General features: G+C 73.3%; 16 protein-coding genes. 9 read left to right on the top strand and 7 right to left on the bottom strand.

What is annotated here, in order from left to right:
- Positions 1 to 26: 26 nt before the first annotated feature.
- Positions 27 to 242 (bottom strand): SbtR family transcriptional regulator, encoded by a 216-nt coding sequence (locus ADL15_RS56915; RefSeq protein WP_338025608.1) that lies wholly within the window; start codon positions 240 to 242, stop codon positions 27 to 29.
- Between the two features lie 32 nt (positions 243 to 274).
- Entirely contained in the window at positions 275 to 775 is a 501-nt protein-coding gene (locus ADL15_RS40060; RefSeq protein WP_067703159.1) for an SRPBCC family protein, read from the bottom strand.
- Positions 776 to 874: 99 nt separating this feature from the next.
- On the opposite strand from ADL15_RS40060, the gene ADL15_RS40055 reads away from it, so the two are divergent.
- Positions 875 to 1,285: a winged helix-turn-helix transcriptional regulator gene (locus ADL15_RS40055; protein ID WP_067703156.1), complete on the top strand. Its 411-nt coding sequence runs from the start codon at positions 875 to 877 to the stop codon at positions 1,283 to 1,285.
- Positions 1,286 to 1,292: 7 nt separating this feature from the next.
- Here the strand turns inward: ADL15_RS40055 and ADL15_RS40050 are convergent, their stop codons facing one another.
- Both ADL15_RS40050 and ADL15_RS40045 read right to left on the bottom strand, forming a co-directional pair.
- On the bottom strand, positions 1,293 to 1,712 hold the full coding sequence (locus tag ADL15_RS40050) for a BLUF domain-containing protein (protein WP_067703153.1): 420 nt from the start codon (positions 1,710 to 1,712) through the stop codon (positions 1,293 to 1,295).
- 49 nt (positions 1,713 to 1,761) lie between these two features.
- Positions 1,762 to 2,637 (bottom strand): helix-turn-helix domain-containing protein, encoded by an 876-nt coding sequence (locus ADL15_RS40045; protein WP_067703149.1) that lies wholly within the window; start codon positions 2,635 to 2,637, stop codon positions 1,762 to 1,764.
- A gap of 95 nt (positions 2,638 to 2,732) precedes the next feature.
- Between ADL15_RS40045 and ADL15_RS40040 the strand changes: the two genes are divergently transcribed.
- From ADL15_RS40040 to ADL15_RS40030, 3 genes are read left to right on the top strand one after another with little or no spacing between them, the layout of a single operon-like run.
- Positions 2,733 to 3,491: a nuclear transport factor 2 family protein gene (locus ADL15_RS40040; protein WP_067703144.1), complete on the top strand. Its 759-nt coding sequence runs from the start codon at positions 2,733 to 2,735 to the stop codon at positions 3,489 to 3,491.
- A 17-nt stretch (positions 3,492 to 3,508) separates the two neighbouring features.
- Entirely contained in the window at positions 3,509 to 4,306 is a 798-nt protein-coding gene (locus ADL15_RS40035) for a protein-ADP-ribose hydrolase (RefSeq protein WP_067703141.1), read from the top strand.
- Positions 4,303 to 5,154 carry an SIR2 family NAD-dependent protein deacylase gene (locus tag ADL15_RS40030; protein WP_067703138.1) on the top strand — a complete coding sequence of 284 codons (852 nt, stop codon included), beginning with the start codon at positions 4,303 to 4,305 and terminating at the stop codon, positions 5,152 to 5,154. Before ADL15_RS40035 ends, ADL15_RS40030 begins: the two co-directional genes overlap by 4 nt.
- Before the next feature lie 96 nt (positions 5,155 to 5,250).
- Here the strand turns inward: ADL15_RS40030 and ADL15_RS53575 are convergent, their stop codons facing one another.
- Positions 5,251 to 5,517, bottom strand: a complete 267-nt coding sequence (locus tag ADL15_RS53575) for a hypothetical protein (RefSeq protein ID WP_157441899.1) — start codon at positions 5,515 to 5,517, stop codon at positions 5,251 to 5,253.
- 173 nt (positions 5,518 to 5,690) lie between these two features.
- On the opposite strand from ADL15_RS53575, the gene ADL15_RS40025 reads away from it, so the two are divergent.
- The 3 genes from ADL15_RS40025 to ADL15_RS40015 all read left to right on the top strand — a co-directional run bounded on the left by ADL15_RS40025 (position 5,691) and on the right by ADL15_RS40015 (position 7,858).
- Entirely contained in the window at positions 5,691 to 6,338 is a 648-nt protein-coding gene (locus tag ADL15_RS40025) for a response regulator (RefSeq protein WP_269748427.1), read from the top strand.
- 156 nt (positions 6,339 to 6,494) lie between these two features.
- Entirely contained in the window at positions 6,495 to 6,674 is a 180-nt protein-coding gene (locus tag ADL15_RS40020; RefSeq protein ID WP_067703135.1) for a hypothetical protein, read from the top strand.
- Between the two features lie 110 nt (positions 6,675 to 6,784).
- Positions 6,785 to 7,858 carry a DMT family transporter gene (locus tag ADL15_RS40015; RefSeq protein ID WP_083972356.1) on the top strand — a complete coding sequence of 358 codons (1,074 nt, stop codon included), beginning with the start codon at positions 6,785 to 6,787 and terminating at the stop codon, positions 7,856 to 7,858.
- A gap of 13 nt (positions 7,859 to 7,871) precedes the next feature.
- On the opposite strand, the gene ADL15_RS40010 is transcribed toward ADL15_RS40015, so the two are convergent.
- Positions 7,872 to 9,014, bottom strand: a complete 1,143-nt coding sequence (locus ADL15_RS40010; protein WP_083972353.1) for a sensor histidine kinase — start codon at positions 9,012 to 9,014, stop codon at positions 7,872 to 7,874.
- A 71-nt stretch (positions 9,015 to 9,085) separates the two neighbouring features.
- On the opposite strand from ADL15_RS40010, the gene ADL15_RS40005 reads away from it, so the two are divergent.
- Entirely contained in the window at positions 9,086 to 10,297 is a 1,212-nt protein-coding gene (locus ADL15_RS40005; RefSeq protein ID WP_157441898.1) for a sensor histidine kinase, read from the top strand.
- On the opposite strand, the gene ADL15_RS40000 is transcribed toward ADL15_RS40005, so the two are convergent.
- Positions 10,294 to 11,322, bottom strand: coding sequence for an Lrp/AsnC family transcriptional regulator (locus ADL15_RS40000; protein ID WP_067703127.1), 1,029 nt, complete (start codon positions 11,320 to 11,322; stop codon positions 10,294 to 10,296). The two genes, ADL15_RS40005 and ADL15_RS40000, sit on opposite strands and share 4 nt — an antisense overlap.
- A gap of 57 nt (positions 11,323 to 11,379) precedes the next feature.
- Between ADL15_RS40000 and ADL15_RS39995 the strand changes: the two genes are divergently transcribed.
- The gene (locus tag ADL15_RS39995) at positions 11,380 to 12,360 is read left to right on the top strand and encodes an amidohydrolase family protein (RefSeq protein WP_067703120.1); all 981 of its coding nucleotides are present in this window, start codon (positions 11,380 to 11,382) and stop codon (positions 12,358 to 12,360) included.
- Positions 12,361 to 12,490 lie beyond the last annotated feature (130 nt).

Here is a 12,490-nt window from a genome sequence, read left to right as displayed (position 1 = left end):
GACGCGCACCACGATCGGCCGGCGGTTCACCGGGTCGCGCGCAGGCCGTCCATCAGGAGGTTCAGCAGGCGGCTCGCCCGGGCGTCGTGCTCGGGCAGCGGCGCCACGGTGAAGATGCCGATCAGGCTGGCGGCGATGTCCTCGGCGGTGACGTCGGCGCGTAGTTCACCGGTCGCGCGGCCGGCGTCGAGGATGGCGTCGATGGCCGCGAGCAGCTCGGCCCGGGTCTGCGCGTGGGCGATCTCCCCCCAGCGCGGCCCGGGAGGGTTGACCTCTAGCTCTCGCCGCCAGGAGCGCGGCCCGGGAGCGCGGCCGAGCGCAGGGCCGGTTCGAGGCCGTTCAGCCGCAGTGTGCTGCCGCCGCGCAGGTGTGCCAGGTCGGCGCTGCCGTCCCCCTCGTACCTCAGGAAGGTCACCTGCTCGGTCCAGTCCAGCCGGGTGCCGTCCGCCTCGGCCTCGAACCGGACGGTGACCAGCGAGGTCCACCGCAGGTCACCGTCGACGATCGCCTCGTAGCCGTAGACGATCCGCTCGGCGTCCGCGATGGCGAAGTACCGCGAGCGGTACTCCAGCGTCTCGGGCGCGGTGTCCAGCCCATTGAACGTGCTGTGCGCCGTCTCCCCACCGCCCACCCGAAAATCTTGATCGTACGCAGCGCCGCTGCCCGGCAGCCGGAACCACCGCCGCCGCAGCCCGGTGTCGGCGAAGGCCGAGAACACCTCCGCCGGCCGCCGGTCGAAGTGCCGCGAGATCGTGAACGTGTCGTGCCGGGTCATGCCGCTTCCCTCCGCCGCAATGCTTACGATCAGTAAGAAACGCGCGGCGACCGCCGTTAATCCGGCCCGCCGTTACGCACTTCTAAGTCAGGAACGGCGATGGCGATTTCCTCGGGTGCCGACCTCGCGCAGCGCGGGATCGCGCCGGACTGCGTGCAGACGATCGAGCTGGTCCGGGACGTGCTGGCGCGGGTCGGCGACAAGTGGACGCTGCTGACCATCACGGCCCTGGCATCCGGCCCGCTGCGCTTCACCGCGCTGCACCAGCAGGTCGCCGGCATCTCCCAGCGGATGCTCGGTCAGACGCTGCGCGCGCTGACCCGCGACGGGCTGGTGACCCGGACCGCGTACCCGGAAATGCCCCCGCGGGTGGAATACGCCCTGACGCCGCTCGGGCGTTCCCTGGGCCAGGCCGTGGAGGGGCTCGTCGGCTGGGTCCGCGGTCACCAGGGCGACATCCTGCGCAACCGCCACGACTTCGACCGGGCCGGGCCCGAGGCGAGCGGATGACCCGGAGTCAGTGGGTCAGGTGCAGTGACCGGGTGCGCTGCACGACCCTGATCGCGGATTCGCAGGTCAGGTTGTCCGGCAGGAACAGGCCACCGGGCAGCACCTCGTTCAGGACACCGCGCACCGACGGTGACGCGCTGTCGAGCAGGCCCATCGACCAGTCCGGGTAGCTGCGCTCGGCGATGTCCGCGACGTGCAGAATGTTGACCTTGCAGTGCCGGGTGTCGGCGGCGATGACGGTGAAGGCGCGGGTCACCTGCTCGCGGTCGCCTTCGAGGTACTGCAGGAAATACGCACGGTTGAACAGCAGCATACCGGTCAGGTCGTCGCGGGCGTTGTTGTGCCGTGCCTGCTCCTGGATGCGGAAAATCTCCCCCTCGGGCAGCGTGTTCTTCGTGCTGATGTAGATCAGCCGGATCAGGTTCACGCCGGGACCGTACTGCCGGACGGGGCGGGCCGGTGGCGAAACGGCGCCATCACGTCGTCCGGCTGCTGCCGCGGAAGGCGATCGGGGTGACGCCGGTGCGGGTGTGGAAGTACTTGCTGAAGTTGGTGGCGCTGGCGAAACCGAGCCGGGCGGCGATCTGGGCCGCGGTGTGGTCGCTGTGCGCGAGCAGGCGCTGGGCCTCCAGGACGATGCGCCGGTCGATCAGCTCCTTGCCGTTGACGCCGGCCGCGGCCTGGGCGGCCCGGGACAGGGTGCGCGCCGAGTAGCCGAGCGCCCGGGCGTAGTCCTCGAGCCGGTGGACCCGGGTGAAGTCGCGTTCCAGGGCGTCGCGGAACCGCAGGTAGGTGTCCTCGGACTGCGGGCTCGGGCCGGTGCGGGCCGGCGCCAGCGCGGCCAGTTGCAGGACGAGCACGGCGAGCAGGTGCCGCAGCACGCTGTGCCGGGTCTCCAGGGCGAGCGGGCCGCAGTCGGCGGACATGTCGGCGAGGTGCCGGGTGGCGGCGGCCAGCCGGCGCCGGTGTCCGGGCGCGACCGGGTACCGGGCCGGGGCGTGCGGGTCGTCGATCCCGGCGGCGGCCGCGGTGGCCGGGCCGAGGAAGTCCGGCTCGAACAGGATCAGGGTGCCGTCGGCCCCGCTGAGATCACCCCACTGCTGGACCTGGCCGGGCCGCACCCAGAGCCACGTCGTGGCGGTCACCTCGTGGCGGGTGAAGTCGACGGTGTGCCCGAGCGTGCCGCGGTCGAGGGTGAGCAGGTGATGGAAGGTGGGCCGTTGCGGTGCGGCGAGCACGGCCGGACCGGTCCGCGAGCGCAGCTGCGCCAGGCTGATCACTTCGACGGCGTCGGGGATGCCGGCCGGGGCGGAGAAGTCGACGCTGGGGATAGCTTGTCGGTTTTTTACCATCACGAGTCGTCACCGTACCGCCTGGGCCGGTGGTCACGCTCCTACCTTTGAGCAGCAAGGGGAAAGCACCACGACACCGAAGGACATGATCACCGATGACTGCCAAAGAGATCGTACTGTCGGCTGCGGGACAGCTGTTCGGCGAGCGGGACCCGGGCGCCGTGGACCGCTGGGTGGCACCCGGCTACGTGCAGCACAGCGCCCTCGCGGCGGACGGGCCGGCCGGGCTGCGCAGCCTGGTGGCGAACCTGCCGGCCGGGTTCCGCTACGACCTGCACCGGGTGATCGCCGACGGTGACCTGGTCGCGCTGCACGGCACGTACCACGGGTTCGGCCCGGCGCCGCTCGTCGCCTTCGACGTCTTCCGGGTCGCCGACGGCAAGCTCGCCGAGCACTGGGACGCGCTGACGCCGGTGGTGGCGACGACCGTCTCCGGCCGGTCGCAGACCGACGGGCCCGCCGCGGTGACCGATCTCGATCGGACCGAGGCCAACCGTGCGCTGGTCACCGGGTTCGTCACCGACGTGCTCCAGGGCGGCAAGCTCGACACCGTGACCGACTACCTGAGCACCGCGTCGTACGCCCAGCACAACGTGGGGATCGGCGACGGCCTGGACGGGCTCGGCGCCGCGCTGAGCGCGCTCGCCGAGCAGGGTGTCGCGATGGTCTACACGACCGTGCACCGGGTGATCGCCGAGGGCGACTTCGTACTGACCGTCGCGGAGGGCTTCTTCGGGCCGGTGCCGACCGCGTTCTACGACCTGTTCCGCGTCGCGGGTGGCCGGATCGTCGAGCACTGGGACATCACCCCGGCGATCACGACCGACCTGCCGCACGGCAACGGGCTGTTCTGATCGCCGCCACCGGCCGGGTGCTGGGCCTCGACGACTACCGGCAGCTCATCGACCTGGATCGGCCGTTCCGTCCGGCGGCCGAGCCCGCGGCGCCGGGACGGTCCGGTGAGCTGATCGCCAGGCTGCGGGCCCGGGACCGCGAACACCTGCGGTCGCTGCTGACCGTCCGCGCTCCGGGACCGTTGCCGCACACCGAGGCAGCCGTGCTCGACGCGCTGCTCGGCGGGGAGCGGGCCCGGCGTCCCGCCGTCGACGCGGCCGCGCTGCCGACCGTCGACGGCACCCGGGTGATCTGGCTCGGTGACATCACCACGCTGCGGGTCGACGCGGTCGTGAACGCCGCGAACAGCGCCCTGCTCGGGTGTTTCCGGCCGAGCCACCGCTGCGTCGACAACGTCATCCACGCGGCGGCCGGCCCACGGCTGCGCGCGGACTGCCACACGATCATGAGTGCGCAGGGCGGGCCCGAGCCGACCGGCGCCGCGAAGGTCACCCGCGGGTATCACCTGCCCGCCCGGTACGTGCTGCACACGGTCGGCCCGATCGTCGACGGTGTGCTCGGCGGGGCGCACCGGGAGGCGCTGGCTTCGTCGTACCGGCAATGTCTTGATCTTGCCGAAGCGGTCGGTGACATCCGCAGCGTCGCGTTCTGCGCGGTCAGCACCGGCCTGTTCGGATTCCCGAAGGCGGCGGCCGCCCGGATCGCCCTGACCACCACGGCGGACTGGCTCGCCGAGCATCCCGGTGTGCTGGACCGGGTGGTCTTCGACGTCTTCTCCCCCGATGATCTCGCTGTCTACCAGGAAGAACTATGAGTGAAACGGCAGTGGACCTGGTCCGGCGGTGGCTGGCCGAGGCGGACCGGATCGTGATCGGCGCCGGTGCCGGGCTGTCCGCGGCGGCCGGCTACGACTACACCGACACCCGCCGCTTCGCCGAGCTGTTCCCGGCCCTGCACCGGCGCGGGCTGCGCGCCCGCTACCAGCTGATCGGCGCGCGGCTGCCGGCGCCGCTGATGTGGGGGTACTGGGCCACCCACGTGGCCGACATCCGGTTCGGCGCCGGAGGGCACCCGGTCTACGAACGGCTGCGTGCCGTGGTCGGCGACCGGGACCACTTCGTGCTCTCCAGCAACGTCGACGGATTGTTCACCCGCAACGGCTTCGAGCCCGGGCGGGTGTTCACCCCGCAGGGCGACTACGCCCGGTACCAGTGCGAGATCCCGTGCACCCGGGAGACCTGGGACAGCCGGCCGATCGTCGAGGCCGCCCTCGCCGCGTACGACCCGGCGACCGGCGAGGTCACCGACCCGGCGGCGATCCCGGCCTGCCCGCGCTGCGGCGGCGAGGTGTTCCTCAACGTGCGCAAGGGCCCGGAATACCTGGTCGACCCGTACCTGGCCACCGGCCGCCGGATGCGGGAGTGGCTCGCCGGGCCGGCGTCCGGCGAGCGGCTGGTGGTGCTCGACATCGGCACCGGGTTCAACACGCCGGGGGTGGTGCGCCTGCCGATGGAACGGCTGGCCCAGGCGCATCCGGGCGCCCGCCTGATCCGGATCAACCGGGATCATCCCGAGGTGCCGGCGCAGCTCGGCGACCGGGCGATCGGCCTGGCCGTGGGTGCCGAGACCGTGTTCGCCGGTGATCAGAACGCCCGCGGGTAGTAGCTCTTCAGGTTCCATCGGGCCGCCGCCAAATCGCCACAACCTAGCAATTAAAGCGTTTCATAATTGATTTCCGACGCATTCATGAGAATGCTTTTACGGTGTGATCAAACAGCCGCCGTAACCGACGACCGCGACCCGATTCACACCGCCGGCCCGGCCTTCCGCATCCAGCCGTGCAGCGACCGGCGTAGCCCCCGATCCGCTGACCCCAACAGAGCCGTAGTCCTCGAGAATGAAGACGCACTGGACCACATAATTTGTTCGCATACCGCTCACGGTTGCGCTTTCCGGTGTGTCGACCGCGATGAGCGACGCGGCGCCGACCAGCGCGATCAGCCCGACGGAGAATCGAGCAGACACTTACCAACCTCCCGGTGAGTTCGCATTTCTGCCTCAGTATCGAACGCCCGACTCCCGCCAAACCTCGTTGCGCCACAAGCGGAATCGGCCCCGTACCGGCGCCCCGCCGGGTCCGGGGTACCTTCTCCGTCCGACGGCAGCCGGCGTGCCGCGACGAGGGAGGACGGTGGGTCGTGCGGGTACTGATCGCCGATGACCAGGAGCTGATGCGGGTCGGGTTCCGGATGATCCTGGAGGCCCAACCGGACATCACCGTGGTCGCCGACGTGCCGGACGGGCTGACCGCGCTGGAGACCGCCCGCCGGCTGCGCCCGGACGTGTGCCTGCTCGACATCCGGATGCCGGGCCTGGACGGCCTGGAGGTCACCCGGCAGCTCGCCGGCCCCGACGTGGCCGATCCGATCGCCGTCGTGGTGATCACCATGTTCGACGACGACGAATACGTGGACACCGCGCTGCAGCACGGCGCGAGCGGTTTCCTGCTCAAGGACTGCGGGCCGGCCCTGCTGGTCGAGGCCGTCCGGGCCGCCGTGCGCGGGGACGCGCTGGTCGCGCCGCAGGTCACGGTGCGGCTGCTGCGGCACTTCCGGCTCCGGCCGCAGGCGCGCACCACCGTGCCGGTGGAGGAGCTGACCGAGCGGGAGAACGACGTGGTGCGAGCGGTGGCACGGGGCCTGACCAATCAGGAGATCGCGGGCGAGTTGTTCGTCGCGGTGTCCACCGTGAAGACGCACCTGGGCGCCGCGCAGGCCAAGCTCGGCGTCCGCAATCGGGTCGAGGTCGCGTCCTGGGCCTGGCGCACCGGCCTGGTCGACGCCTGACCGGTCTCCCCCGCGGGGTGGAGGCCGGGTGCCCGATCTCCGCTCGGCGACCAGGAGGCTCCGGCTCGCAGGCCGAGGCCATCCCCGCCGCGGTCCGGCAGTGTCGTCGCGGCAGGGCCGCTGACACGCACCGGCCCCCGTGCGGAAGAGGTACCCGTGGGATTCTCGGTTCTCCTGGCGCTGTTCGCGGTCGCCGCCGCCGTGACCGTTTTCGTCCTGGCCCGCAAGCGGGTCGGCACCGGCGCCGCGGCGGGGTTGGCGGCGCTGACGTTCCTGGGCATCGCCGCCGCCGCGATCGTCTGGGTGTGGCTGGCCGTCGGCGCCATGAACGGCTGAGCCCTCCACCGTTCGGAGGAGGCCGCCGCCGGTGATCTCCTCCCGGCGCGGACCCGGCCCAGGCCCGTGGACCGAGGTCAGCACGGTCCACTCTCGACACGATCAGACCCATGACAACCATGCCGGGGTACGAGAGCGACCGCACCAGCGTCTGGAAGGGATCAGCGTTCGTGCTCGCCGCGATGGTGCTCGGCGGCACGATCGGACCGGCCCAGGTGCTCGTCGACGGCGCGGTCGGCCCCACCGCCCTGGCCGGCTGGCGCCACCTGGTCGGCGGGCTCGCGCTGACCGTGCTGGCCCTGCGCCACCGGTCCGCGTTCCGGGCCGTGCACGGCCGGCGCACCTGGACGCTGCTGGTGGCGACCGGGCTGCTCAGCGCCGGCTACCAGGTCAGTTTCCTCAAGGCGGTGGCGCTGACCGGTGGCGCCATGGGCACCGTCGTGGCGGTCGCCACCGTGCCGCTGTTCGCCGGGCTCGCCGCGCGCCGCTTCGACGGTGAGCGGCTGACCCGCACCTGGATGCTGGGTTCCGGTGTCGCGGTGGCCGGCTCCGCGCTGCTGTTGCTGCCCGGCGCGGACGGCCGGGTCGACCCGGCCGGGCTGGCCTGGGGTGTGCTGGCCGGCGCGGTCTTCGCCGGCTACACCGTGCTGTCGAAACGGTTGTCGGCCGACGTGCCCGACGTGCACGTCTCCACCGGGCTGACCATGCTGATCGGGGCGGTCGTGCTGGCGCCCGCGATGCTCGCCGACGCCGGCAACGTCGGTGAGCCGCGCACCATGGCGCTGATCGCGTGGCTGGGCGTGATCACCACGGGCGCCGTCTACGCCCTCTACACCAAAGGGCTGCAGAGTGTCGGCGCGAGCCTGGCCGGGACGCTGAGCCTGGGTGAGCCCCTCGCCGCCACGCTGCTGAGCACGCTGGTGCTCGGCGAACGGCTGTCGGGCACCGCGTGGACCGCGTGCGTGGTCATCCTCTGCGGGCTGCTGATCGCTGCGGTGACCGGCCCGATGCCACCCGGCGAGCAGGCCCCGGCGTACGTCTGGCCGAAAGCGATCGGGATGGTCGCGATGCCGGTCGGTATCCCGGTGCGGCTGCCGCAGGTGGGGGTGCGCCCGCCCGCGGTCGGCCGGGCCGGGCCGGTGCTGCGCGGCCGGGCCCGGATCCCGGACCGGTCGGCGTCGTGACCCGGCGTCGCGGTCACTCCGGCGCCCGCAGCGGCACGTCCGCGAGCACCTGCCAGCCCGCGCCCGGCAGCCGGCCCGCCTCGAACCGGCCGCCGAGCAGCTGCACCCGTTCACGCATGCCGACCAGGCCGTACCCGCCGCCGCCGGCGTTCCTCGGCACGGCGGTGTGCCGGCCGTCGTCGGTCACGCGGACCTGCACGGACCCGGCACCGGCCCGTACCGTCGCGGTTATCCCGCCGGATCCGGTGGCGTATCGCCGGGCGTTGGTCACCGACTCCTGGACCAGCCGCAGCACCGTGGTCGCCACCTCGGCGGGCACCGGCTCGGCCAGGTCGACGGTCAGCCGGACCGGGATGCCACCGGCCGGGGTGGCGGTCACCGCGTGCAGGTCGGCGACCAGGTCGGTGGCCGGCGCCGGCGGTCCCGGGTCGCCGTCGACGCGCAGGGTGGCGACCATCAGGCGCATCGCGGCGAGCGCGTCGGTGCCGGCGGTCTCGATCGCCGGCAGCACCCGGGCGGGCGCGCCCGGGTCGGGGACCATCACCGCCTGCGCCGCCTGGGCCTGCACCACCATCCCGCCGATGTGGTGCGCCACCACGTCGTGCAGCTCCCGGGCCAGGGCGACCCGCTCACGCTGCTGGGCCTCGGCGACCACGGCCTGCAGACTGCGCGCGCTGCCGGCGTCGCGGGAGCGCAGGTACCACCCGGCGAGCACGGCCAGGCCCGGCAGGATCGCGTCCCAGCCCAGGTCGGGCAGCGGGCCGGGGTCACCGGGGCGCAGGAACCGGACGGCGAACCAGGTGAGCAGCAGCGGCCCCACCACTCGGGCGACCAGGTGCCGGGGCGCCCGGCGGACCACCGCCACGACGACGGCCAGGGCCGCGACCACCTCGGCGGCGACCAGACCGCCCACGCTGGACGGCAGCGCGACGCCGGCCACCCGCAGCACCACCGACCACCCCAGCAGGACGGCGGTGACACCCACCCCGGCGGCGACCGGCCGGCGCGCCGCGGCGAGGGCGAGGACGCACCCGGCGAGCGCGCTGGGCAGCTCCCACGCCTGGTCGTACTGCAGTTCGCTGGCCGCCGCGCCGTCCAGGAGCAACGCCAGCAGGAGCAGCCCGGCCAGCGGCCATTCCCAGCGGAACAGGCGCACGGCGGTCCTCACCTCGATCGGGGTTCCCGGGACAGGACGTGACGATAGTGCAAGGACGTACGGTGTCGCCGGTGAAGACAGTGGTGGTGGCGTCGGTGCGGCGGCAGTGGCCGTTGGCGGTTCTGCTGGTGGTCCTGGCGGTGCTCGACGCCGAGTCGACCCGGGGTCTCGACCTGCCGGGCCGGTGGTGGCTCGTGCCGGGTGTGGTGGTGCTGGCGGCGCTGGCGCTGCTCGCGCCGGCCCGGCCGATCACCGCGTCCCTGGCCGCCGCGGCGACGCTCGCCGGCTGGTCGGTGGTGCTCCGGCTGGCCGGCGCGGAGGTGCTGGCCGGTCTGACGGTCACCGAGTTCGTCGCGCTGGCGGCCATCGTGGTGCCGGTGGTCCGGTTGCTGCCGCGGGCCGTGGCGGCCGGGCTGGCCGGGTTGCTGCTGCTCGGTGGCGCGGCGGGGCTGTTGCTGCGGCCGCCGTACTGGCCGGCGCCCGGTGAGCCGGATCCGTGGTGGGGGGTGTCGCTGTCCGGGATGGCGATGGTGGTGCTGCCGGTGCTCTACGGGCTGTACCTGCGCGGCCGCGACCGGGACCGGGACCGGGCGGGCCGGGCCGCGGTGGCCGCCGCCCGGCAGCGCGAACGCCTCGAGCTGGCCCGGGAACTGCACGACGTGGTGGCGCACCAGGTCGGCGGGATGGTGGTGCAGGCGCAGGCCGCGCGGGCGCTGTCCAGCACCGACCCCGGTGCGGCGGCCCGGGTGATGCCGGCGATCGAACGGACCGGGATGGACGCGCTGTCCGCGATGCGCCGGCTGGTCGCCGCGCTGCGCGAGGGTGAGCAGGCCGCGCCGGTGCGGACCACCGATCTGGCGGCCGACCTGCGCGCGCTGACCGCGGCGGGCAGCCCGCCGGTGCGGCTGACCGTGGAGCTGGGTGAGCCGGTGGCCGGGGAGGTCGCGACGTCGGTGCTGCGGCTCGTCCAGGAATCGGTGGCCAACGCCCGGCGGCATGCCGCCGGCGCCCGCGAGATAACCGCGACGGTACGCACCGCGCACGGCACGATCCGGGTCGAGATCCATGACGACGGCCGGGCGCCCCGGGCGATCGGCCGGTACCGCGGCGGCCTCGGGCTGATCGGCATGCGCGAGCGGGTGCACCTGCTCGGCGGCCGGTTCACCGCCGGTCGCGCGCCCGGCGGCGGCTGGCAGGTCACCGCCGAGGTGCCCCTGCACCGCACCGGTGGCTCAGCGGCCGACGCGGGCGCCGCGGTGGCCGAGGCCCGGTGTGGAGACTAGGTCAGCCGGCCGCCGTCGACCCGGGTGCCGACCTGTTTGACCTGGCGCGAGGTCAGGCTGACCGCCATGGTCTCGACGCCGGGCAGCGCGCCGACCCGCTCGGTGGTGAACACGAACAGCCGGTCCAGGTCGGCGCAGTGCACCACGGCGTGCAGGTTGTCCCGCCCGGACACCGCCGCGGCGAACGCCACCTCGGGCATCGCCGCGAGGGCCCGCCCGACCGCGGTGAGCTGCGCCGGGTGCACCCGCAGCGCCAGGATCGCCCGCGCCCGGTAGCCCAGCGCGAGCGGCGCGATCTCCACGTCGAGGTAGAGCACGCCGGCGGCCAGCAGCGCCTGCATCCGGCGCGACACCCGGCCCGTGGTGAGCCCGGTCGCGGCCGCGAGGTCGACCAGGCTGGCCCGCCCGTCGGCGGCGAGCGCCGCGAGCAGCGTGTCGTCCGGGGCGCTCAGCGTCGCCGGCGGGTCCCGCACGATCGGCCGTTCGACGAACGGGCTCAGCCCGGTCGCGCCGAGCGCGGTCTCCTGTTCGGGGGTCAGCACCCCGGTCAGCGCCACCCAGTAGTGCCCGCGACCGGCGACGAACTGGCGTAGCTGCACCGCGGCCTGCAGGTCCAGCACCGCGGACGCGCGCGGCAGGCGCCGACCGAGCAGGTCGTCGCGCTGCTCGGCGGTCCGGGAGCGCACCGCGCAGGTGACCTCGGACCCGCCGGCGGCCAGCGTCACCCAGCTGACGTCGTCGCGCTCGGCGAGGGCCTCGGCGATCGCGGTGCCGCTGCCCGGCCGGCAGCGCAGCCGCACCATCCACTGGCTCTGCCCGAGCGCCCCGGGGTCGACGACGCCGACCACCCGCAGCACCCCGGCCCGGCACATCCGGCGGTAGCGGCGCGCGACGGTCAGCTCGGAGATCCCCAGCACCGCACCCACGGTGGCGAATCCGACCCGCGGATCGATCTGCAGGGCACGAATGATTCGTACGTCCTCAGGCTCCAACCGCATGGAATCCGCGATCTCGGGCGCTTCCATGATGGTGATCCTACGCCGCGGACCGTCGCGGCACCGGGCTCGGCCGACGCTTGGATCATGACACTCATCGCCATCGAAGAGCACTGGATCATGCCGGAGCTGACCGCCGCACTGCGCGCCGCACCACCCGAGCGCCGCGACGAGAGCCTGGCCTTCAACGACCTGGGCGACCACCAGCAGCGCCTGCAGGACCTCGGCGCCGGCCGGCTCGCCACGATGGACACGCAGGGCATCGACGTGGCGGTGCTCGCGCTCACCCCGCCGGGCACCCAGCCCCTCGACCCCGAGCAGGCGATCCGGCTGAGCCGGGCCGCCAACGACCTGGCCGCCGCGACCGTCGCCACCCACCCGAGCCGGTTCCGGGCGCTGTCCACGCTGCCGATGTCCGCACCGGGCGCGGTCGTCGCCGAGCTGGAGCGCGCCGCGGGTCTGGGTCACGTCGGCACCATGGTCTACGGCCGCTCCGGTGAGCTGCTGCTCGACGACCCCGCCTACGACGACTTCTTCGCCGCCTGCGCCCGGCTCGGGCAGCCGGTGTTCCTGCACCCGCAGCTGCCGTCGGCCGCGGTGCGCGACGCGTCCTACCGCGGCTTCGGCCCGCTGACCGATCTCGGCCTGGCCACCTTCGGCTGGGGCTGGCACCTGGACGCCGCCACGGCCGCGCTGCGCCTGATCCTGCGCGGCACCTTCGACCGGCACCCGGACCTGCAGATCGTGCTCGGCCACTGGGGCGAGATGCTGCTGTTCTGGCTGGACCGCGCGGACAGCCTGTCCCGGGTCGCCGGCCTGCCCCGATCGATCTCGGACTACGTCAGGTCCCACTTCCACATCACCGCGTCCGGCATGCTCAACCCGGCGCTGCTGCACCACACCCTGTCGGTGACCGGTCCCGACCGGCTGCTCTTCTCCACCGACTACCCGTTCCAGCACCCCAGCCGCGACGACATCACCGGGTTCCTCACCCACTTCCCGTCCGACGCCGCCCGCCACGCCTTCACCTCGGGCAACGCGGCGTCGCTGTTCGGCATCGACCGCTAAGCCCTATTCGGTACGAATACGGAGCGCCCGCCCGCAGACCCTGTTGGTTAATTTGTGGGTGTGCCGTTTCCGTTGGTGTATCGATAGATTGTGGGGTTATGTCGATGCAGCCGAAGCCGTGGCCTGAGGT

This window comes from Actinoplanes awajinensis subsp. mycoplanecinus, assembly GCF_001509495.1.
Lineage (GTDB): Bacteria > Actinomycetota > Actinomycetes > Mycobacteriales > Micromonosporaceae > Actinoplanes > Actinoplanes palleronii.
The sequence above is the reverse complement of the archived record's forward strand: the minus strand, read 5'-3'. Positions and strand labels throughout refer to the sequence as shown.

What these genes read in the sequence shown, in the direction of transcription:
- ADL15_RS40060 (WP_067703159.1), bottom strand. Translation starts at nt 775, where the DNA reads ATGACCCGGCACGACACGTTCACGATCTCGCGGCACTTCGACCGGCGG.
- ADL15_RS40055 (WP_067703156.1), top strand. Translation starts at nt 875, where the DNA reads ATGGCGATTTCCTCGGGTGCCGACCTCGCGCAGCGCGGGATCGCGCCG.
- ADL15_RS40045 (WP_067703149.1), bottom strand. Translation starts at nt 2,637, where the DNA reads ATGGTAAAAAACCGACAAGCTATCCCCAGCGTCGACTTCTCCGCCCCG.
- ADL15_RS40040 (WP_067703144.1), top strand. Translation starts at nt 2,733, where the DNA reads ATGACTGCCAAAGAGATCGTACTGTCGGCTGCGGGACAGCTGTTCGGC.
- ADL15_RS40030 (WP_067703138.1), top strand. Translation starts at nt 4,303, where the DNA reads ATGAGTGAAACGGCAGTGGACCTGGTCCGGCGGTGGCTGGCCGAGGCG.
- ADL15_RS40015 (WP_083972356.1), top strand. Translation starts at nt 6,785, where the DNA reads ATGACAACCATGCCGGGGTACGAGAGCGACCGCACCAGCGTCTGGAAG.
- ADL15_RS40000 (WP_067703127.1), bottom strand. Translation starts at nt 11,322, where the DNA reads ATGGAAGCGCCCGAGATCGCGGATTCCATGCGGTTGGAGCCTGAGGAC.
- ADL15_RS39995 (WP_067703120.1), top strand. Translation starts at nt 11,380, where the DNA reads ATGACACTCATCGCCATCGAAGAGCACTGGATCATGCCGGAGCTGACC.